General features: G+C 47.9%; 22 protein-coding genes. 21 read left to right on the top strand and 1 reads right to left on the bottom strand.

Annotation, left to right across the window (positions count from 1 at the left end; translation table 11 throughout):
* The first annotated feature begins 4 nt into the window (after positions 1-4).
* From FME97_RS01120 to FME97_RS01105, 4 genes are all read left to right on the top strand, one after another.
* Positions 5-3,256 (top strand): type I restriction enzyme subunit R domain-containing protein, encoded by a 3,252-nt coding sequence (locus tag FME97_RS01120; protein WP_141427452.1) that lies wholly within the window; start codon positions 5-7, stop codon positions 3,254-3,256.
* A 180-nt stretch (positions 3,257-3,436) separates the two neighbouring features.
* Positions 3,437-4,714, top strand: coding sequence for a phage integrase SAM-like domain-containing protein (locus tag FME97_RS01115; RefSeq protein WP_004293508.1), 1,278 nt, complete (start codon positions 3,437-3,439; stop codon positions 4,712-4,714).
* Between the two features lie 178 nt (positions 4,715-4,892).
* Positions 4,893-5,069: a histone H1 gene (locus tag FME97_RS01110; RefSeq protein ID WP_009316604.1), complete on the top strand. Its 177-nt coding sequence runs from the start codon at positions 4,893-4,895 to the stop codon at positions 5,067-5,069.
* A gap of 296 nt (positions 5,070-5,365) precedes the next feature.
* On the top strand, positions 5,366-5,602 hold the full coding sequence (locus tag FME97_RS01105; RefSeq protein WP_009316603.1) for a hypothetical protein: 237 nt from the start codon (positions 5,366-5,368) through the stop codon (positions 5,600-5,602).
* 23 nt (positions 5,603-5,625) lie between these two features.
* On the opposite strand, the gene FME97_RS01100 is transcribed toward FME97_RS01105, so the two are convergent.
* Positions 5,626-5,907, bottom strand: coding sequence for an HU family DNA-binding protein (locus FME97_RS01100; protein WP_008142902.1), 282 nt, complete (start codon positions 5,905-5,907; stop codon positions 5,626-5,628).
* Between the two features lie 136 nt (positions 5,908-6,043).
* Between FME97_RS01100 and FME97_RS01095 the strand changes: the two genes are divergently transcribed.
* From FME97_RS01095 to FME97_RS01010, 17 genes are all read left to right on the top strand, one after another.
* Positions 6,044-6,478, top strand: a complete 435-nt coding sequence (locus FME97_RS01095; RefSeq protein ID WP_009316602.1) for a DUF5675 family protein — start codon at positions 6,044-6,046, stop codon at positions 6,476-6,478.
* Positions 6,479-6,483: 5 nt separating this feature from the next.
* Positions 6,484-8,073 (top strand): phage terminase large subunit, encoded by a 1,590-nt coding sequence (locus FME97_RS01090; protein ID WP_004303996.1) that lies wholly within the window; start codon positions 6,484-6,486, stop codon positions 8,071-8,073.
* Positions 8,074-8,088: 15 nt separating this feature from the next.
* Positions 8,089-9,108: a hypothetical protein gene (locus tag FME97_RS01085; protein ID WP_004328553.1), complete on the top strand. Its 1,020-nt coding sequence runs from the start codon at positions 8,089-8,091 to the stop codon at positions 9,106-9,108.
* Positions 9,109-10,124: 1,016 nt separating this feature from the next.
* Positions 10,125-10,574: a hypothetical protein gene (locus FME97_RS01075; RefSeq protein ID WP_040293443.1), complete on the top strand. Its 450-nt coding sequence runs from the start codon at positions 10,125-10,127 to the stop codon at positions 10,572-10,574.
* The gene (locus tag FME97_RS01070) at positions 10,571-12,130 is read left to right on the top strand and encodes an ankyrin repeat domain-containing protein (RefSeq protein ID WP_004328550.1); all 1,560 of its coding nucleotides are present in this window, start codon (positions 10,571-10,573) and stop codon (positions 12,128-12,130) included. The genes FME97_RS01075 and FME97_RS01070 overlap by 4 nt, the downstream gene beginning before the upstream one ends.
* A 10-nt stretch (positions 12,131-12,140) precedes the next feature.
* Positions 12,141-13,112: an ankyrin repeat domain-containing protein gene (locus FME97_RS01065; RefSeq protein ID WP_004328549.1), complete on the top strand. Its 972-nt coding sequence runs from the start codon at positions 12,141-12,143 to the stop codon at positions 13,110-13,112.
* A gap of 41 nt (positions 13,113-13,153) precedes the next feature.
* A complete protein-coding gene (locus tag FME97_RS01060; protein WP_004328548.1) occupies positions 13,154-14,182 on the top strand; it encodes a DUF1266 domain-containing protein in 1,029 nt (342 codons plus the stop codon).
* A gap of 46 nt (positions 14,183-14,228) precedes the next feature.
* Entirely contained in the window at positions 14,229-14,936 is a 708-nt protein-coding gene (locus FME97_RS01055) for a hypothetical protein (protein WP_004328547.1), read from the top strand.
* Between the two features lie 14 nt (positions 14,937-14,950).
* The gene (locus tag FME97_RS01050; protein ID WP_004328546.1) at positions 14,951-15,511 is read left to right on the top strand and encodes a LemA family protein; all 561 of its coding nucleotides are present in this window, start codon (positions 14,951-14,953) and stop codon (positions 15,509-15,511) included.
* Between the two features lie 3 nt (positions 15,512-15,514).
* On the top strand, positions 15,515-16,543 hold the full coding sequence (locus tag FME97_RS01045; RefSeq protein ID WP_004328545.1) for a DUF3137 domain-containing protein: 1,029 nt from the start codon (positions 15,515-15,517) through the stop codon (positions 16,541-16,543).
* 37 nt (positions 16,544-16,580) lie between these two features.
* Positions 16,581-17,234: a hypothetical protein gene (locus FME97_RS01040; protein WP_004328544.1), complete on the top strand. Its 654-nt coding sequence runs from the start codon at positions 16,581-16,583 to the stop codon at positions 17,232-17,234.
* Between the two features lie 35 nt (positions 17,235-17,269).
* Positions 17,270-17,728 carry a hypothetical protein gene (locus FME97_RS01035; protein ID WP_004328543.1) on the top strand — a complete coding sequence of 153 codons (459 nt, stop codon included), beginning with the start codon at positions 17,270-17,272 and terminating at the stop codon, positions 17,726-17,728.
* Between the two features lie 11 nt (positions 17,729-17,739).
* A complete protein-coding gene (locus tag FME97_RS01030) occupies positions 17,740-18,006 on the top strand; it encodes an immunity 17 family protein (RefSeq protein ID WP_004328542.1) in 267 nt (88 codons plus the stop codon).
* Positions 18,007-18,056: 50 nt separating this feature from the next.
* Complete coding sequence (locus tag FME97_RS01025) at positions 18,057-18,977, top strand: hypothetical protein (RefSeq protein ID WP_004328541.1); 921 nt, start codon at positions 18,057-18,059, stop codon at positions 18,975-18,977.
* Positions 18,978-19,122: 145 nt separating this feature from the next.
* On the top strand, positions 19,123-19,878 hold the full coding sequence (locus tag FME97_RS01020) for a DUF4261 domain-containing protein (protein ID WP_004328540.1): 756 nt from the start codon (positions 19,123-19,125) through the stop codon (positions 19,876-19,878).
* The gene (locus tag FME97_RS01015) at positions 19,875-20,699 is read left to right on the top strand and encodes a toxin-antitoxin system YwqK family antitoxin (protein WP_004328539.1); all 825 of its coding nucleotides are present in this window, start codon (positions 19,875-19,877) and stop codon (positions 20,697-20,699) included. Before FME97_RS01020 ends, FME97_RS01015 begins: the two co-directional genes overlap by 4 nt.
* Positions 20,700-20,711: 12 nt before the next feature.
* On the top strand, positions 20,712-21,830 hold the full coding sequence (locus FME97_RS01010) for a tyrosine-type recombinase/integrase (RefSeq protein ID WP_004328538.1): 1,119 nt from the start codon (positions 20,712-20,714) through the stop codon (positions 21,828-21,830).
* Positions 21,831-21,862 lie beyond the last annotated feature (32 nt).

Below are 21,862 nucleotides of genomic sequence, written 5' to 3'. Positions count from 1 at the left end.
GATTATGACCGAACTTGAGTTGCAAAGTGAGTATGTAATGGACTTCTTCTGCCGCCGTGCAGATGGTCTTGGTTTTCGTGAAATAAAGAATAATGCCGTTTCGCCCGATTTGTTTATTCCGGCCAATCTGTACGAGTTCTTGAAAGAGAATTCGCGCAAGGCCTGGAATAATCTGCTCAAAAAGAGTGAATACAATGGCGACGAGCAAAAATTGCTTCGGGCCATTATGGATATGATTCGCGAGAAGATTGAGGCGAGTGCCAACGTGGCTATCTTCCTGAATAAAAACCGAACCATTACATTCGAAGGCGAAATTCTGCAACTTATTTATGTCAGTGGTTCGGAGTTGCGCGGAGACGAGGACTTCAACAAAAACATATTTGCGGCCGTCGAGGAGATGAGCTATTCGTTCCACCACGACGCCAAAAAGATATTTGCATTTCGTCCCGACCTGTCGTTCTTTGTCAACGGCATTTTTCTCGGTTATGCCGAGTTGAAGAGCAACTTCACCAATCAGACCGCAAAAACGAACGGCAGGAACAAAATCATTACCGATTACCTTGAAGCCGTATGGGAATATACCAAAATTGCCAATGGAAACGATGTAGCGCAAACGCTTTGCCGTCGTATGCTCCGGCCGTTTGAGAAATCGATTCATCTCGTAACCACGGACATCACGGACACATATATACTGCGGGATCCGGGACAGTTCTTTGATGAAGCAAAGCGAGGTTTTCAAGACAACACCATCTCGATTTCTTCTTTCCGTCCGGTGGTGGAGAAGGTATTCAAGCCCCTCCCCATAAAGCAAGTGGAAGCAACCGATCCGCGCGTTCGCTTCGAAGAGGCAATGCGTTCGCTCTACTCCAAGAAGATGATCGAGAAGGAGATACTCTACTACAACTTCATGGCATACACCTATAAGACCGTAACGTCTGTTGTGAATGGCCATAAAGTACAGAAAAAGGAGTATAAGGACAAAACAGGTCGTCTGATATGTCCGCGTCCGAAGCAGAAATTCGGTTGCGACCGAATCATGGAGCGTGTCCAGGAATTCCTGGACCACGAAAATGAGCCCTTGTATTTTATCAACCGACTGCGGGCTGAACTGCAAGCGCTCAACGCACCACAGGACCTGATAGACCGCGTAGTTGCCGAGAGAGACAGTTATTGCAACAACAAATATGTCTATTCGCTCTTGCTGCAATATGCGGCCGGATTCGGGAAAAGCAACATAATAGGTTGGACAGCTCTACAACTCAAAGACCTGCGCTACAAAGGCGAATGGGTTTATAACAAGATTCTGCTCGTTGTCGATCGCCTGCAATTGCGTGACCAGCTCGACTCGATGATACTCAACATGAACATCGACAAGGCCATGTTCGTAGAGGCGACCGACCAAGACACCTTTGTGAAGGCGTTGAGCGACAAACGCCGTATCATCGTCGTAAATATTCAGAAATTCTGGGAACTCAAGAAAGCCATCGAAAAAGCTGGCAAGGATTTCAAGAATATGCGCGTGGCTTTTCTTATTGATGAGGTACACCGCTCAAACACCGATGATGTTCATCAGGAGATGTATTCGGCTTTTGATGAGCTGCAGGATATCTTCGATGAGAACGGAGGATTTATCACGAGGGGTTTTACAAAGAAAAATCTGATTGTCGGTTTCACGGCAACTCCCAGCGACCGAGTGTTGGCCCGCTTTGGTGAATTTCACAGAAGCACCAATTTTAATCAGCTATGGAGGCCATTCGATTCATACACCATGAAGGAAGCCATAGCCGACGGTTACATTCTTGATCCGACGAAGCATATTATTCCCGTGTCTGCAAAAATGTATTTTGAACTCCCCAATGGCGTTATGCAGGCTATAACGGCAGCGATGAATTCGGGGCAGGAGGAACGGGTATCGTTCGCCAGAAAACAAATATACGAAAACCCGGACCGAATGAAAGCAATTGCCGAGTTCGTGGTCAATCGTCTGCTTTCTCTGGTTTACGGAAAAATTCGTGGCACGGGAAAAGCCATGCTTGCGGTTAGCTCTATTCCTATTGCTATTCAGTACTATAAAATCATTCGTCGGTTGATCTCGGAAAAGACAGCATCGGGAACTTTTGCTAAATATGCCGATGCCCCTGTTACTATCGTCTACTCCGACAATCAAAAGTATGAGAAATGTTCGTCGATGAACGGCGGTGTGGCTGAGGATAAGGTGATAGACAACTTCAAGACGGCAAAAAACGGGCTTATCATTGTTGTTGATAAGCTGCAAACGGGTTTTGATGAGCCCAAGCTACACACCCTGTTTCTTGACAAGGAGATTCGGGACATTAATGCCATTCAGACAATCTCGCGCGTAAATCGCAAGGCCAAGTACAAAGAAGAGTGCCATATTATAGACTTCTCATTCGGCAACGTCAACGAAAAAAATATTCGGGATGCTTTTGCCAAGTTCTGTGGTATGGTTATCACGGACTTTGACCCGCTTCGTGAAAAGGCGATTATTCAGGAGCTGTATCGAGAATTATTATCACAACCGATTTACATCAAGTGGTTCGAGCGATATAGATCTTCTGTCAACAATGCAGAGGGTAATGCTCAACTATGTCTTGATATGGACGCCGACATTCGAGCGTGGATTAAGAATGTAATGGAGGCGCATACACAATACACGCAAGATCTTAAAGCACATAGTGAGGAAACGGCCTCCACAAGCGACGATGATCCAGCAAAAGCACTGCGCAAAACTATCGGGCGGTACAACTCTCTGCTAGTCCTTTTGCAAGGTGTAATCGAATTGGATGTTCAATTTAAGGATGCCGTATTTATTGATTTCTGGCAGCGATACTGCAATATTTATCGATCTTTATTTGAGCCGCAAGACTCTATCGGCTCAATACACACTACATTCGATGGAGAAATTGGTTTGCTCGTGAGTGATGAAGTTGAGATAGAAGAGCTACAGGAGCCGGACGACGACCCCGCAAACCCTAAAAGCAAGAAAAATACGGGAGAGAACAGAGGCGGGTTGGCATCGATATTCGACATTCTTGCCCGACTAAACGCAACCGAACAGGAAAGAGAGCAAGAGATACAATTCTACTTTGCGAGGACAAACGAATTTTATAAGTTTCTAAAGTCCGACGGACGGTTTATGGCAATGTTACGCAGTCCGAATTTTTCGCGTGATGAAATAGAAAAAGAGTACAATAAACTGGCACACCCTTTTTTCGGACACAACTTTTGTGATTAGGGAAAATAGTTGATTGATAACGAGTTAGTAAATGACACAAGTACGGATTTATCCGTATAAACATTATTTCGCTAAGGAAACTACTCTTTTCATGTAGGTTTCTATGTAGGTTAATTAATACCAATTGATTCCTACTAATGCGAATTAATAATAAGTCATTAACTAACTCGTTATCAGTCTATGTACACGATTAACATCAGGGGTAAGCAGAACCCGAAAGACACCAAGATGGTCAAGCTGGAGATAATTTTCTTCAAGACCGGTTACGCCCGTGTGCCGAAGGTTATAAACATCACAGGGCTATTAAAAGACTGGGATGTCAAGTCTCAGAGTTTCCGTGTAGGGAGTGCGGAGGCCACTACCAAGAACAAACTGCTTTTCGATTTGCGAACCAAATATCTGCATGTCGCCGATACCTGGGAGATGGAAGGCAGGAACTGGTCGCCCGTCCAGCTATCACATTGCTTCGATGAAATCAAGGCGGCCAAACCCGAGGTCAAAGTAAAGAGTGTCCAGCAGATGATCGATTATCTTGAAGAGACATTCAAAAACAAGAAACGCATCAAGAACGGTCAGATTGTCGACAGCACGACCAATGCTAAACGGTATGTCTATCTCAAGCGTGAACTGCAGGCGTTTACAAAGGAAAAATATGAAAAAGCCTTTTCCTCTTATTTCTTTACGGATATTACAGAAGAGTTTCTTCTTGACTTTGCGTTTTGGCTTAAAGAAAGAGGTATCAGAAATGGCAACAAGGCCGGACTTACACACAAACTAAGGTTGCTCCGTGCCGTATGCAGGCAGGCAGAAAAGAAAGAGATGTACGGGGTGAATATGGATAACTTCCTCTGTCTCGGTGATGATATTAATTGGCCGGAAACCACTTCAAGAGCAGTTCCGGAAACAGTCATAGCTAAAATCGCAAATGTTGACCGTACCTTGTTTACGAAAAAAGAGCAGTTGCATCTTGATTTGTTCCTGTTCAGCTACTATACCGGAGGTATGGCGAATGTCGATGTATGTAACCTGACATGGGATTTGGTCCAGGAAGACCGCATCGTCTATGAACGTATCAAGTTTCCCAAAACAGCCAAACCGGAATTACTCAGTAAAGCAAAAGCCATCATGAATAAATACCGTGGGCAAAGTTATGGAAATTATGTATTTCCTGTTTTTACTCATAAACACACGACCACTTCCAAGAAGACTACACGTGTCAAGCAAATTTCCACACGCCTTTCACAAACCTTGACGAAAGCATGCAAGATGTTGCGCATTAAAGAAAACATCACATGGTATTCCGCCCGTGGCTCTTTCATATCGAAGATGGTAGATGCCGGTAATAATCCGTATGTGGTTGCAGAGATGGCTGGTAACAGCCCATTGACCATCTATAAGCATTACTACAAGAATACAAAGCGGGAAGAAATCAAGCGGCAGATGGAAGAAATGTTCTGACCAGACATATCCATAAAGTTGTAAACACCTTGATAATTTCTCTGATGGATAAATCATACGGTGTAATGGCTGTTAAAAGTCATTGATTACCAATGTGATATTTGCAATATTGACAAAATCGCTCTTATTCTCGATTATTTTCATTACCTTTGTGGTCAATAACTTAAATAGAATTTATATGAAAGAATTGGTTTCAAAAATACAGGAAGTATATGCTACATTCTCCACGGATGCGGCACTTCAGATTGAAAAAGGCAACAAGGCCGCAGGGACCCGTGCCCGTAAGACCTCGTTGGAACTGGAAAAACTGATGAAAGAGTTTCGTAAGCTTTCCTTGGAAGAGTCTAAAAAATAACCTTTACACGTCCGGTCGTTATCACATAATGGCCGGTTCTTCTGCAGATGCGGCATAAAAACCATATTGGCAGAACGACATAATAAAATACGGAAAGCGTTAGCTTTTGTCATGCACCGAAATCTGGTAAATTTCACTTATCCGCAGGACAAACAGTTTTCGCCTATGCTTTTGCGTGGGCTTAACTTGTTTGCGGATAGGTTTACCAGAACCTCGGTGCTACGGGTTATGTCCCACGCTTTTTGGTCTTGGTACATTGAATGCTTGACGGGACTCAAGCCAAATACGGAGATATTATGAACGACATGAATCTGATGGATGAACTTTTGAAAATTCCTGCTGATGCAACTGCCGCCACCGTACAAGGCATAGAAATGCTGCTTATCGATGAAAACAAGGCGGGGGCTTTATTGGAGTCGGATCCTAATGACAACACCATCCACGAATGCCTTTTAAGCAACGGCCGTTTCCTGTTCCAATCGGACAATACCAACCTCGTTGCCCTGTATAAAGTAACAGGAGCATCTGAATAACGCTCCTGTTGCATATAATCACCTTATTTGTCTGATTTCATCCTTCCTGCAAAGGCTTTTGACGGCTTGAATGCCGGGATATTGTGGGCAGGCACTATTATCGTGGTATTCCTGCTTATGTTGCGTGCTGTCTTTTCCGCACGGTGTTTGATGATAAAAGAACCGAAGCCGCGAAGATAAACCTCCTCGCCGTTTATCATGGAAGACTTTACGCTATCCATGAATCCTTCGACAACTTGTAACACGACCTGCTTCTCCAGACCGGTCTGCGTTGCTATTTCCCTGACGATATCCGCTTTTGTCATATTAACTCTTGATTAAATACTGTCAATCCGTTCACAAAGATACATCATTTCCTGAAATATCCTCCTTTTACAAACACATATAATAAACATTAGCCGGCGTCCGTCTCTACTCTTTCGATACAAATAGTATCGAAGTATGAAGCTGACACTCAACCGCAAATTCAAAGGTCAGACCTATACCATAGGCGACCTGTCCATCGACGGCAAATTTTTCTGTAATACCATCGAAGATGCCGTGAGGGAACTTCCGGCAACCTGTCCGGATACTCCTCGCGGCCGTTCCTGTACCTGCAAGGAAAAGGTCTATTCCAAGACCGCCATTCCTGCCGGGACTTATAAAGTTACCCTTCAGTACAGCCCCAAGTACAAGAAAAAAATGCCATATCTGCACGATGTACCTCATTTCCTCGGCATCCTGATCCATTCAGGCAACACCGAGGGAGATTCCGCCGGTTGTATCATCGTGGGAAAGAATACGGTCAAGGGAAAAGTTTTGGAATCCCGTACTACATTCCAAAAACTGTATGCCATGCTCGAGTCCGAAAGGGACATAACCATTCAGATTATATAAATCGAATGGCGGTCAACAGGCTCAAACCACCCAGAAACCTGCGCATCGAGTTCAAACCGTCCCCACGGCAGTATGAACTCTGGAAACTGTTGCAACCGAACTATTGTCCCCATTGTGGCGGGGAGATCGAGCAAATCCTTATCGGTTATGACCAGCAAGGCAACCCTCAGTACAGGCCTCAATGCAGGCATTGCAAGTCGCAGAACCTGCCGCAGCTGATACTGGGAGGCGGAGCGGCCGGCGGCGGAAAATCGTATATCGGCAGCGTTTGGCTGGTGTCTTCATGTATTCGGTTCGAGAATATCCGTGCGGTGGTGGCCCGTAAGACACTCAAGTCGTTGAAGGAATCGACATGGAATACCATCAAGTCGATTCTGAAGGATTGGGGACTGAAAGAGGATACAAACTACAAGATAAACAACCTCGAAGGCACGCTCACATTCTGGAATGACTCGGTCATCATCATGAAGGAGATGGCGGATATCCCCAGCGACCCCAACTTCGAGCGTTTCGGCTCTTCGGAATACACCATCGCCATGGTGGACGAGGTGTCGGAAATCTCGGAACGGGCCGTCGAAGTGCTGTTCTCCCGTCTCCGCTGGAGAACCCATGAGACATTCAAGACTCCGAGAATGCTGCTCACCACCAATCCGACGATTAACTGGGTGCGTTCCCGCTTCGTGCAGGACGAAAACGGAGACAAGGTCATCTGCCGCGAGGGTGAAGCGTATATACCTTTTTCCGTGTTTGACAACCCGAATATCGCTTTCCGTCAGGTGTACGAGGCGGCCCTGAACAAGATCCGGGATCAGGCGACAAAGGAACGCCTGCTCTATGGCAACTGGGATTTCGTGGAAGCCAACGATATGGCGATTTATAACAGTTTCGACGGCTCCCGGCATCTCGTTACCGGACTGAAAGAAAAAGCATACGATCCGACCAAGCCGCTCATCACGGTGTGGGACTTCAATGTTGCCCCCCAAATGTCGGTGCTCTCCGCACAAATAGACTATGAAAACAGGAAGGTCTATATACTGGAAGAGATACTCGGCAAGCCGGAGGAAAAGGAGAACAACACACCTGCGTTGGCACGGAAAGTACGCTTAAAACTTTACCGGGACAAGCATATCGGCGGAGTGGATGTGACCGGTGACCCTTCCGGGTTACAACGCTCCACCACCAACGAGGACGGCATCAACAACTATACCATCATCACGGACACTTTCGGCAGAGGAATCCTGCGACCGAAGGTAAAGCTGTTACGCAAGCAGCCTCCGCAGGCTACACGGTGCGAGTTCGTCAACGAGGTATTCGGGGGCTATGAAGGCTGGGAGATACAAATCGATATCAAATGTCGCAAACTTACCCAGGATCTGATTTACCAGCTTCGTAACGAGGACGGTACCAAGAGCAAACAGAAGACCACCGACCCGAAAACCGGTGTCAAATATGAACGGTACGGGCACTTGTCCGACTGCCTTGACTACCTGCTCTGTTACTACCTGCGCGACAGCTGGTACAAGTTCAAGAGCGGAGGCGACGGGAACGGGTATGTGGTCTCCACATCGGTAATTCAGGAAGGATTTTCATACTAATAACGGAACAAGGATATGTACAGACGGTTTCTCAATAATGACGACTATCTTGGGATAATTACTCCGGAAGCACTAGCACAACTCACGCGGGGCAATGATGCACGATTCATCCAGGCGGAAGAATCGGCGGAGATGAGCATTGTGGAATATTTGTCGGAGAACTACGAGATTGAAAAGGAACTTGCAAAAGGAAAATATATCGCCGAATACGACCGTCGAATTACCTATCCCGTGGGTGTGCATGTCTATTTCGAGGGACAAATCCATGAGGTGACACGCTCCGTCAGCGGCTATCGCAAGCCGGCAACGGCAATCTATTGGGAAGAGTGTTCCGATATCCACGTCGATGCGGGACAAGTTGTAAATTATTCCCAGTTCAACACCTATTATCCGGGTGATAAAGTAAACTACAACGGTGTTGTCTATATTTGCCTTGCCGAAAACGGGTACAAGTTCGATGATATCCGTATCCCGATGGTCGGCGGTTGGATCGAGACGGAAGTCACGTTATGGCAGCCTGTCGAGTATCCTCTGTGGTCAGTCGTTGAATATGAAGGGGCGTTCTATACTTTGATGACGCTTGACTGTTTCGATTGCAATCTTGACCCTATGGTGTCCGACTGTTGGGGAGCCATAGCCGATTACGATTCATCATACAATGCCTACGAATTGTCGGAACACGAATATGTAGTTTATGACGGACGGGTATTTTACCCGGAAACGGATGTGAACGCGGACACGCCGCAAGTCGGTCTAAACCTATCATTACACGATCCACGAAACTACAACCTCAAGAAGCATATGGTTCGATTGGCTATCTACGAGCTCACGAAACTCATTGCCCCGAATAATGTCAGTGTTGTCCGTATGCGCGATTACGAGGATAGCATGAAATGGCTTAATGATGCCGCCAAATTGCGACTTAATCCACAAATCCCCCGTAAAGTCGATGACACGAAAAAGCCGGTTACCGATTGGCAACTGGCTACTTTCCAAACAGATTATGACCCGTATCGAAACCCGTGGCTGACCTAAATAACAGTAAATACCGCTACCGGATTTGTTGTCGTAGTCTTTACCATGAACAAGAAACGAAATTACTGCTTGTTTGTTAGTTCCGTTTCCACAAGAGCCCCCCTGATCGGGTGGCAAGTTCCTTGTAATATGCCGCCAAAAGAAGATATAAATTTGGCCTTTTAGAATAATCCAATCTGCTATATTCCTTACTGCCTTTGCGGTATTTAATGATCTCAAGACATTGAATAATTACTTACTTGTTTTTGTGCCCGTTGGATTTAGGTTTGAATAAGGCATGAAGTCTTATCACGCACACCAACAATGTTTCATAATCAACATGAAAGTAGAGGCGTTCATCTTTCAGACTACATTGAAAGTGAATCCGATAGCGGCATGAAACGGTTCTCCCTACAGGACGGGCAGATGAGCAACTGCATGCTCTCTGCCCGTTTTCTATGGTACAAGGCAATTATAATAAAGCCATTTTTATTTTTCCCTGAAAAAAGTGTCGGTTATTTCATTGCAGAACAAAACATTTTTCTAATTTTGTATTTGAAGAAGTATTCACTCTAATAAACTGATATGTATGACAATGGATACATTGTAAAATGTCGCTCGATTTTAACAAATGATATTTGTTTGAGCGAAGCTTCGCATAAAGCGGACGTTTTTCTTGTGTGCATTAGTTACCTTACATATTCCCTTAAAAAGTGTATTGATAATTTGGCAGTGTGGAAAATTCGTGTAAACACACACAATTATCGCGCGTCAATATATAATAAAATATTTAATTTACAATGGATTACCGGAATCAATTATCCGGGGTTATCCTTGTCTTACGACAAAAGTTCCTATAAATACTCATCCTCTGCCATATTGTCTCAAAAAAGGCAGGATATTTTTATGGTCCGACGGTACTGGGGAGCGTTCTCTGCGCCCGAATATCGTCGGTTTTTTGTTTCCACCCATAACAGTCTGAAATCTCTTTTAGTGTTTAAGTATCTATGATTGGAATATATGGAAATAAACAAACCATGCCTGAATCCCAGAAAAAAGAACTTTTCTCCGCAGGTATTACCTATATGGTAAGTGGCGAATATGCCTTTGCCTTCTCCTGTTTCACGCAGGCAGGAAAGTCTGACCTGCCGACACTTTACAACAAGGCGTTATGCTGCTACTACCTTTCTCTGTATAATGACTGCCGTTCCCTGCTGTTGGAAGCGGAGAGGCTGCTGCCACCGTTAACGGAACGTCTGCCGGAAAACCTGCCGGAAGCCGTCCTCCGCTGGGAATACGAAAAAAGCCCTGCCGGTTGTCCCATGCCGGAGGATGCTCCCGATAACCTCGCCGCCGTACAACTGTTGAGGCTGAAAGCGAAAGTGTCGGCCAGACTGCACCTGCACACGGAGGTGCGGACTATCCACGCCCGTTTGGGCAATAAATATCAACACATTGAAGAACTGATAAAAAACATACAACCATGAAATACAGTGACATATACAGACTTTATTCGACAAGTCAGCCGAAGGATGCAATTCATCAGGCGCTCAGAGAAGTGCCCGTCGATGACAGCGACGAACAGTACGAAGACCGTTCTCCGTTGCATCTTGCCTGCCAGTATGGAGACGCGGAGGGGGTCAAGATACTTCTTGAACGTGATGCCGAACCCAACACGAAGGATGCAAACGGTTCCACCCCGATTCATATCCTCGGCAGAACCAGTGCCGGCCGTGCAGATGAAGACAAACTGAAAGAAATAGCTGTCATGCTCATGGAACATGGAGCGAATATACCGCGTTCGGCCAAGAATACGACGGCCCTTATCGAGTGCGTAAGGAACCGTCATTTCAAGATGGCGGAAGCGATCATAAATTCCGGAGCACGCGTCAACTCAACCGACCTTAACGGCGAGAACGTGCTTTTCGGTTTTTGTGCCGCTTCAGGCGACATCAGAAGGGATATCCGGTTCGCGAAAAAGGAACTGGACGAATCCGTACAATACAGTTACCCCGAAAACAAGATAGAGGAAATCAGGAGCAGGATTGCAAGGCTGGAGGATGATGGCGAAGTCGCCTACCGACTTGCCAGAAGGCTTGTTGAAGAAGACAAGGCCGATCCGGAAGACAAGTCAAACAGTGGAAAGACAGCCTGGGATGCCGCCATAGAGAACAAGGCGATGAAGATCGCGGCCTTCCTTTCCGGAAGCGACCCCAATGTTGACGAACTTTCGACCTTGCACGGCAACATGGACATATTCCAGGCTATGTACATGAAGGATATGGAGGCGCTGGATGCCATTCTGCGTTCGGGTGCAGACCTGCAGACGGTGTGCGAGCACAAGGATATGTATGACTTTGAAGGCAAGTCGCCCCTCGCTTGTGCGTTCAGTTGGTTTGACAGCATACAGGATGCTCCGGCCATGATTCTGAACGGCGGAGCGAATCCGAATTACCGTTTCCCGAATGAAGAGACGGCTTTTTCGGTATGGGTGAGTAAGGACTATTTCTGCAAGGATACCGAGGTTTACAAGGGGCTGCTTGACCTGATGAAGGAAAAAGGCTGGAATCCCGAGCTTCCTGTTGATACGGAAGGCAACACGGCACTTGCCCTTTCCTGCCGCCATACCGGCTACAGGTTGGGTAAAACGGCATTCGGTTGGCTGCTCAAGGGAAAGGCCGACCCCAACGCCGCCAATCTTTCCGGCCAAACTCCCATGATGATTCTCTTCGGTGGTCATAAGGCGAACGAAAAATATGTGCCTTACGGCTGGTCAGCCGGTTCTGACGACCCCACGGAAATCCTCGAAAAGCTTCTCGAAGCCGGAGCTGACGTGAACAAGACGGACAACCGGGGAAACACCCTCCTGCATTATGTGGCGGCATGTTGCCGTGACAGCATAGCACAGAAAGCGATTGAACTCCTGCTGGACTTCAAGCTGCCTGACGTAAATGCCGTAAACAATGAAGGCAAAACGGCCATGGACGTGGCGGCAGACTACAACAATGACAATCTCGTAAGACTATTATTGAAATATTCTTAAACAAAGATATATGGACAACAACCAGACATTTCTCAATGCTTGCCGAAACGGGCAGAAAAGCATTGTCCAGATATTCCTGAAAAAGGGAGGAATTGACATCAACAAAAGGGATCAGGAAGGAAACACTGCTCTTTATTATGCCTGTCAGAAAGGCTACAGGGACATAGTGGCTCTGCTTCTTGACAACGATGCCGACGCGTCATGTATCAACAACCGTTCCGAAAGCCCGCTCCACGCGGCGGCACGGAGCGGCAACAAGGAAATCCTCGGGAAGCTGCTCCAGAAGGGGGCCGACATCAACGTGACGGACAATGAAGGACGAACCCCGCTGATATGCCTGCTTGACAACAAGCGTACAGATGCCGCCCTTTTCCTGATGGATCAGGGAGCCGATACGGAGGTCGCCGATGCCTCCGGCCACAAGGCCATCGACTATGCCACAGCCCACGGGCTGCGGGAAGTGGTCGCCCGACTCTCGTGCGGGAATGACCGGGATGCACGTGGCAACACCCCGCTTCATCAGGCCGTGTATAACGGACAGGGTGAAATTGTCCGCACGCTGCTCCTGTCAGACAAGTCCATGCTTGACTCGACGAATGACGGCGGAGAGACTCCGCTGATACTCGCCTGTATGCAGGGGAATCTTGTCATGGTCAACCTTCTTCTCGGGGCCGGAGCCGATCCCGGCAAAGCTATGCTGAGCGGCAATGCCCCGATACATTACGCGGCCATTTCAGGTAACCGCTTTATAGGCGAGGCTCTGCTGAAGGCCAAAGCTGCGGTTGACGCACAGAATGACAACGGGGAAACCCCGCTTATTCTTGCAGCCAAGGAGGGCCACAACGATTTTGTGTCCGTCCTGCTTGAATTTCACGCGAATGTTAGCATCTCAGACAACCTCCAGCACACCGCCCTGTACTATGCAGGAGAGCGCGGCTTCAACGAAATCGTGGAAAAACTTCTTGAAAACGGAGCGGAATAAACAGGTAAGATATTCATTAACAAATTTAATATTAGAAAGATATGGCAGAAGAAACCAAGAAGACACCTCAGACACCCGAGGAAATCGCAAGAGAAGCACAGGCTCAGGCCATGAAAGCAGCACTGGAACAGGCGCAAGCCTTGTATGGCAACGTACCCGGATTTGAAGGCACCGACCTGATGAAGATGCATGAAAAGCTGATGCAGGACTCGGCCGAGATGTTCCCGGGAGTTGCGGAGGCACAGGCATACCAGGCAAAGATGATGGCAGAATCCGCCCAGGATCCCGAGGCGATAATGGAGACCTACAGCAAAAACATCGAGTTCGCAGGGAACATGATGCAGCAGGCAATGAATGCCGGATTCATGCCGGAAGGTTTACCGGATTTCTCGGACGGTTTTGACGTATATGCAGGTTGGGAAATCACCCGCAAGGGCGACAACAGCCTGACACCTGAACAGAACAAACTTCTGGCTTATGGGGCACCTCTGTTCCTATACAACGATGACAACGTGGACTCCCTTGAAAGTACAGCAGGCACGGACACCCTTAAGGAAATGCTTGAGGAATGGTGGGAAGTTACTGACAGGAAGAGTGCCCTGGAGACCATCTCATGGCTGCTGAACGAAGGCCAACATGCCGGTGCGGATCCGGCCTTGGCTGAAATCCGCCAGCGTGGAATCGAGGCCATCACCGAGGAAGAAAAGGCGGACGAGGACAGCAAGATCGGCGATGCGTTCACGATAGCTGAATTTGTAATGGGAGTAAATGAAACGACGGAAGCGGACCTGCCCGAAACCGTGCTGGCATGGGACCTTGTACGTGCCGTGAACATGGCCCGTTGGGCTTTCATCTGCGGCTACATCAATGAAGACGAAATGTGGGAAGCCATCAGAACCACTGCCGGCATAGCCAAGGAATCCTTCAGTTCATGGGAAGAATACGGCAACAGCTTTGCCGTGGGACGCGGAATATGGAGAGGCGAAACAGATGACTACGAGACTGCGGATGAAGTCGTGGGAGCGCTTCTCAATAAAGAAGATTCCCCTTGGAAGGCAATCGAATGGTAGAATCCAAAAAAAATAGAATCAACAATATCTTAAAAGTTTTACGATTATGGCACTTTTCAAAAATGCAGCAACAGAATGGGAGAAAACCATGACAGAGAATGATCTTGACCAAATGGAAGCACAAGGTCTTGACGTAAGTAAATACAGGGAGAAACTGGCCGCACGGCGTGCAAAGGAGGCCGAAGAAGCCAAGCGAGACAGGGAACTGTACAAGAACCCGACACAGCTTGACAAGATGAAACCGTACATGCAGACGCCACGCAGTTCTGAGACCGAGTTCTTCAAGAAACTTGCAGGAAAGGCACCATGGCTGGGCAAAAGCAAGTGGTTGAGAAAATTCACGGAAGGATATATCGTTTACGCGGGGATTGTCAGTGCCCCGGCAGAGGCGTGGAAAGGCGTGAAGCACAAGGACGACTCTTTCCATGGTATTGGCATATACGCACTGGACAAGGGACACATGAACGATATGGAATGGCTGAAGAGAGTGATGGAAAAGCTGCGCAACATGTGTGAAGGCAGGCAGCCGGTAGCTCCCGGATGTGAGGGCGTAGTCAGTCTTGCCAAGGAGGAGGACTGCTGGTCAACCGTGAAACTGAGTGGTGAAATCGTGGAAGGCGCCGATGTGGAAGTAAGGAAACTTGTCCTTTATTACAAGGAACTTCCCCAAGGCTATCTTCCTTCAGACGGCATCGTCCCCCACTTCTACTGGGAAGGGACAATCAGAGTCATACCGGCTGAATTGTATGTCTAAATCCATCTGAAAATATGATTATAGCCGTTATATGTATTATCGTGGTACTGCTCATAATTATTTTATGGGCAGTATTCACTAACAACAGCCTTATTGCAAAGAAGAACCGGGTCAAGCAATGCAGAAGTGGTATCTGCGTGGTCCTCAAACAGAGGAATGACCTGATCCCCAATCTTGTCGCATCCGTAAAGGCATACATGGGGCACGAGAATGAGATTCTCATCCGCATTGCCGATTTGCGGTCAAGGGCTTCGAACGCTACAGAGTCCGAGCAGATAAAAAGCGGTACGGAAATGTCCTCGCTTCTGTCAAGACTGAATGTGGCGGTGGAAGACTACCCGGAGCTGAAGGCGAACCAGCAGTTCCTTCATCTTCAGGTCCAGATCGAGGACATGGAGAATGAGCTGCAGGCAATCCGGCGCACCTACAATGCCGCTGCTACCGATTATAACAATTACATTGAAATGTTTCCGTCGTCGATAATCGCATCCTGGCGCAAGCATGAGCAGCAGGAGTTGATAGAGTTCCCGGAAAGTGAGATCAAGGAAGTGAAAGTGGGAGAATTATTCAAGTAAAGCATGGAAGAAAGTCAGAATATAGATTTCAAGGGCATTTCCCTTCACATGAAGAAAGAGATGTCCCGTATCAGGATGCTCCGGATTGTGTTCCGCATCCTGACCTCCATTGTCTATCTGTGTACCGTCGTGTGGTTCGGTTTCTGTATCTTCGGCGGATTCCTCGTGGACCGTACTGACTATGAGACTTCCGTCACCACGGGAAAATACCTCATGATAGGCTTTGCCGTATTTTTTGTACTTCATTTCGCATTCATGAAATGTTTTGCCGCGCTGAACAAGAGGGAAACCTACACGATGGCCCACATCATCTACCTGCTGTTCCCGGGAGCAAGGTACAATCCTTCCGGTTCCATACAGCCGAAAGTCTTTGCGGACAGCCGCCTGTTCGGAACGGCATTGTCATCGGGCAATTCGGTAAGTTCGACCTGTTACGGCCGTCTTGACATTCCCGTCGGAAATGACATGATGACTGTCGTGGATGCCGGTGTGACTTCAGCCAATTCGAAAGATTTCTCGGCCTTCAACTTCCTTGAAGTGCCGTACCAGTATTTTATCCGTCCGATATTCGGAGTCAGGATAGAGAGCACGATGCACAGTTTCAGGGGCATGTTCGGGTGCTGCAAGCTGAACCGCACCTTCAGGGGCTACGTGATGCTGCTGCCCGACCATCTGGAAAACAAAATCGGCTACCTGGCGCAAACAATCCAGGGAATGAAGGAAAAGTACGGGGCAAAATTCGTACATTTGGAAGACCCGGAGTTCGAGAGGCATTTTGCCGTGTACGCGGATGACGAGGTGGAAGCCCGCATGGTGCTCACCCCGGCGATGATGCGGAAGCTGACCGCCCTGCGGAAATCCTTCAGCCGTGACCTGATGCTCTCCTTCAACGGGAACATGTTCTACTACGCATCCGACACTCCGGACGGTTTCTTACGTCCCGGCAGGAAGTCGCTGGATGACGAACATCTGCTGGAACAACTGTACAGGGAGGTGAACTTCTGTCTCACTGTAGAAAATGGAATCAAATAATCAACAATAATCGAAAACGAATAAAAAGAATTACAACATGAGCGAACTTAAAAATCTGTCAGCCATTCTTGAAGGAGGTGCTGTTCCGGCCGGTTATAACGGGAAAGCAATCGGCAAATTGTCTAAGACATACCTCAAACTGGAAAACCGCAAAGTAGTAAACCTCTATCCCATCAGAACCGTGATGCACGAAGACAGCCGCTATTGCCTGTATGCCTGCCCGTTGAAAGGGACTGAAATTGACGAGGCCACCCTTCAGAGCATCAAGGCTGAAGTGGATACGCTGGAAATCGGTGAAATCCGTTATGATTCCGTACAGTCCTGTGGCTATGACTATTACATAGTAGATCCTGATACAGGCCGTCATATACTGACAGGACAACGGGATATGGATTCGGTAATGGAAATAAGCGATCATTATGACGGCGTCATCCTGTTCAGCAAATCGGTATTCTCGCCAAGAAAGGCCAATCAGCTTGATTGTGCCTATGCCTTGATCGGCATTGAAAAACAGCCCAACGAGTTCAAGATAGAGGCTATTCCTAATAGCGCGATAGGCCAAGCACCTACGATACTGGAATTTGAAGCTCCGCAGGAATCGCCTGCTGTCGAAAAATACAGGTCGGCCATGACGGTCCTGTCCATAATCATCACCGCGGCTCTGCTTATCTGGTACTTTTTCATAAAATAATATCACCGAACGAATAACTTCACTAATATCCGAATATGGCTACATTCAATTATTCTTCCAAATCGTCCATCAAGGACAATCTGACTGAAATCCTTGTCGGTGCCGGACTGATAATAGTACCGGTAGTTTATCCTTTCGGTATAAAAGTCGGTACACTTCGCATCCTCGGACCGTTACCAACAGCCATCATCCTTGCCCTTGTCGGACTGTACATGCTGTTCAGAGCCTGGCGGAAGATACATAAGGCCCGCAAGTTGGCTGCCAAAAGCTGTATCATCACGGTTGACGGCGATAAGGTGACATACCCGGTCATCGTGAAAGGAAATGTTGAGATGTGTTCTTTTACATTGTCGGAAATATCCAGTTCAAACTACAATTACGACAATGGTATTCTGACAATCACCCTCGCCAACGGCTCAACGGCCAAATTTGACGTTGATTTCTTTGACGGACTGCCACAGCTTAAAGAATTTGCGGCGCTCTTGAAAAAATAAACCGGTGAGATATGGAATGGTTGGATAAAATAAAGGATTTTCCGAATCTGATACAGCAGGAACCCCGCTACGGCTATCTGGTCGTGGCGGGCCTGCTTCTGATATGGCTTGTCGGTGTCATCTGTGGCTGGAAGTGGACGTATTCCCGTCCGGGTAGTACAGGAGGTAACTTCTGGATGAATCTGCTCGGTCCGAAAACTTTCCGGTTCTGGCTGGGAGTGATTCTTGCCGTCGGGATAGGACTGTCTCTGTACCTGTTCTCTATTTCCGGCAAATAGCTGAGTGCTCTTTCCCGGATGCCACCTGTAAACTTAAAAAGTGATTGAGTATGAAAACAATTCCAATTATAACCTTCTTCCTGTGCACGGTGATGTATGCCCATGCACAGCTTAACATCGTTCCCAAGAACGATGGACTGAAAGAGTACACGGTGACAAATGCCCACCCCTATGACAGCCTGACGAACGTGGAGAAGCGGAGTTTCACTTCCCTTCCGGGACAGACCCTGTACATGCATGGGGTAAAAAATGACAGGAACGGCTACTGGGATGCTTTCTATACGGTCAATTTCCTTACCGGGGATGACCGAACGGTGTACAAGGCGGTCAACATCAGTACCACCCCTTCTAAAGAGGTGGTGGGGAAATATTACGAGGTAGTGAAGGTCTGGACAAAGACAGACTACCTGTCGGCTGGATGCTGCCTGCTGCTCCGTGAAAAAGAAAGCGGTGATGAGATGTATTACAACCCATTCAGGTATCCGCTGAGCATGACCTGTATAGGGTATTATGAGAAACTGAAACGCTTTGTCGGACAGACATTCCTGTCACTTGCCAAGGCCGTCGAGACCGAGGACGGTCAGGTAATCACCCCGGCTGAAGGTGCGGAGTACCGTTGTGTGGACATCGGCCTGAAGATGAACAGTGACGGGGCGTTTCTGCTGATGGAAGGTGCTGACGGTGTCCGTGTGGAAGCATTTCCTATAGGCGGTGACGAGGTGTACGAGTTTGTAAGCACGGCACGTATCGGCCAGCTGGAAAAACGGTACGGCGAGAAATACGGGAAGCTGATTGCCTTCCGCAAGGTCGATACCGGCATGACGAGGGAAATGGTCATCGCCGCATGGGGCGAACCATACCACAAATCGGAAGTCAAGAAGGAAGGCAGGACTCTGGAGACATTGCGCTTTTCCGACAACCGCTATGTTGAACTGCTTGACGGGGAAGTACAGTATGTGCGCATCTATTGAACGGAGCGCAACCTTTATCTGTAAAGTCACAGGCAGGGCCTGCATTTATCGTATATTAACAGATGAAAGTACCAAGGAATCAGGGTAAAATACCTATCTTGCGCAAGAATCTTCAATAATTGACGACTCAAAAAGAAAGAACTATATGGAAAAGGATAATATCAAAGGATGCTTTGTCTCGTCCGTGTTGCTTTCACAAAATCAATGGGACAAGAAACAGTTCATCCATGACTTCGAGGAAGACTGGGGAATCGTCCTTACCGATGACGACGACAACGGTGACGTACTTGTCGGAATGTTCAGCGGCATGACATTGGCAATAGCCATCATGCCCGGTCCCGTACCCAACGGAGAAGCGGAACACTATGCACAGGGCAACTACCTGTGGAAAGATGCAACAGAAGTGGCACGACAACACGAGGCACATATCCTCGTATCCGTGACCGGAGACCAATCCAACCTGCTGGAGAGAGCCAAACTGTTCACCAGAGCCACGTCTTCCTGCCTGAAACAGTCCTACGCTACAGCGGTATATACCGACGGTATGGTGTTCCAACCCGAATTTTACAGGGATATGGCCGCACTCCTGCAAGAAGATGAACTGCCCGTCATGGACTGGGTATGGTTCGGCATCTACCGCACACAGAAAGGAATCCCCGGCATCTATACCTACGGACTGAGAAAATTCGGGAAAGAGGAAATCGAAGTGTATGCCCCTGCCGATCTGAGTGACATCCGTGATTTCCTAATGGACATCGTGCATTATATCCTGTCGGATGATGTCACCTTGCAGGACGGGGAAACCATAGGATTCTCCGAAGAACAGAAACTTGCCATCACGCTTAGCGAAGGCATCGCTTTGGACGGCATGACATTGAAACTTGAATATCCGGACGAATGAGAAAGGCAAAGGGAAACATAAGAAAAATGCTTGCGGCCATCGTTCTCACGCTGCTGTGTTGTTCTGCCTTCGCACAGCGGATCGTGGAATCCGGTGACTTGCGAACCACCACGGACGAACAGCATGGAACAGTCGTCCATTATCTGAAGGGCGGAAAACGTCCGCTATCGGGCAAATTCCGTATCTTGCGGGGGCAGGATGAGGAAATAGTGCATTTTTCCAAAGGGGTTATGCAGGGCGAGTACAGGCGTTTCCGCAACGGCAGCCTGCGGGAAAAGGGCAAGTATACCGACGGCAGACGGCATGGTCTGTTCGTTTCCTATCATCAGAACGGAAAGACACCGCAACGGGAAGCACCCATGCAGTACGGGAAGATAGACGGTACGGTAAGGACATGGTTCAGCGACGGGAAGCCGGACATGGTTCAGGAATATAGGCAGGGCAAGCGGAACGGCAAGGAACAACGCTTTGACCCGAAAAGCGGCAAGCAGATCTACGAGGCAAACTATACCGACGACCGGAAAGAGGGAAAACAATGGAAAATCAGCGAGGATACCACCGAGAGATGGGTCAGCAAAACCGTCAGCCACTATAAGAACGGCGAACTGGACGGCCCCTACGAATACACGGCCCACCTACATGGCAAGCTGTACGCCTACAAATCCGGCTCGTACAAGAACGGCTACAAGCACGGTTCGTGGAAAGAAATCGACCGGGACGATATCGCAGTCCAAGGCGAATACACCGAGGGACGCGAGACGGGACACTGGATACGATATGATATCATAAGCGGAGAAATCCTGAACGAGTGGGACCGGTAAAATTTAAAAAACATGGAAATATATACTCCAAAACCCAAAATCAAACTTTCTCCTGTGGTAAGAAACGGGAGAGAATTTGTCGAAGTGACTTTCGGTAATGACAATGACATCCGCTTGTCGCTGTCGAAGGAAGAAAACGTACTGCTTGTCGGTGGCAGAGCTTATCTACCGGCAGAGAATTTCGTGCTTGCCGAGTTCTTCGACCGCTATGTGAAAATGGCGTTTATAGACTATTCCGCCATCAAGGAAACCGCACCCCGTAAAGAGGAAGACAAACGGCCGCCACTGCCGGAAGGTTATCTGGAAAAACTCCAGCAAGTGCGTTACAGTGACCATACCGTAAGGGTATATACCTCCTATTTCCGCGATTTCCAACAATATTTCGAGGGGCGTAAGATTGAAACGGTTACTCCCGGCGAGATAAACGACTACCTGCTGTATCTCATCCATGAGAAAAACATATCCTCCTGCCAGCAAAACCAGCGTATCAACGCCATCAAGTTCTATTACGAGAAAGTTCTCGGTCAGGAACGGCGGTGTTACAAGGTGAACCGTGCCAAACGGGAGAAGACGCTGCCCGACGTGTTGAGCAAGGAGGAAATAAAGAAAATACTCGACGTGACAGTGACAGACCTGCGTTTCTTCTGTATGTTCTCCATACTCTACTCCGCAGGGTTGCGCATCAGCGAACTGCTGGAACTGAAACCCGGCGACATCAACGAACCCCGCTCCCTGATACGGGTGCGTCAGGGAAAGGGCAAGAAGGACCGCTACACCCTGCTGTCAAAACCGTTGATGAAAAAGCTGACGGAATATAACAGACTATACAAACCGAAAGTGTGGCTCTTTGAACACAGACCGGGCGAACCTTTTACCGAGAGTATCGTGTCGAAACGGTTGAAGGCTGCGGCTCGGGAAGCGGGAATCACGAAACGGATTTACCCGCACCTGCTGCGCCATTCGTTCGCCACCCACTTGCTGGAGCAGGGAATCGACATCAAGATTGTGAAAGAGCTTATGGGACATAACAACATCAAGACAACGGAAAGGTATGTCCACATAGCCGACACTTTCAAAAGCAATATCAAAAGCCCGTTGGACGATCTGTTGATGGAGGAAGACGAGGTCTGATACTTAAAGAAAATAACAGCCAAATCGGCTGA

Origin of the sequence: Alistipes dispar (genome assembly GCF_006542685.1) — a bacterium.
Classification (GTDB): Bacteria; Bacteroidota; Bacteroidia; order Bacteroidales; family Rikenellaceae; genus Alistipes; species Alistipes dispar.
The sequence above is the reverse complement of the archived record's forward strand: the minus strand, read 5'-3'. Positions and strand labels throughout refer to the sequence as shown.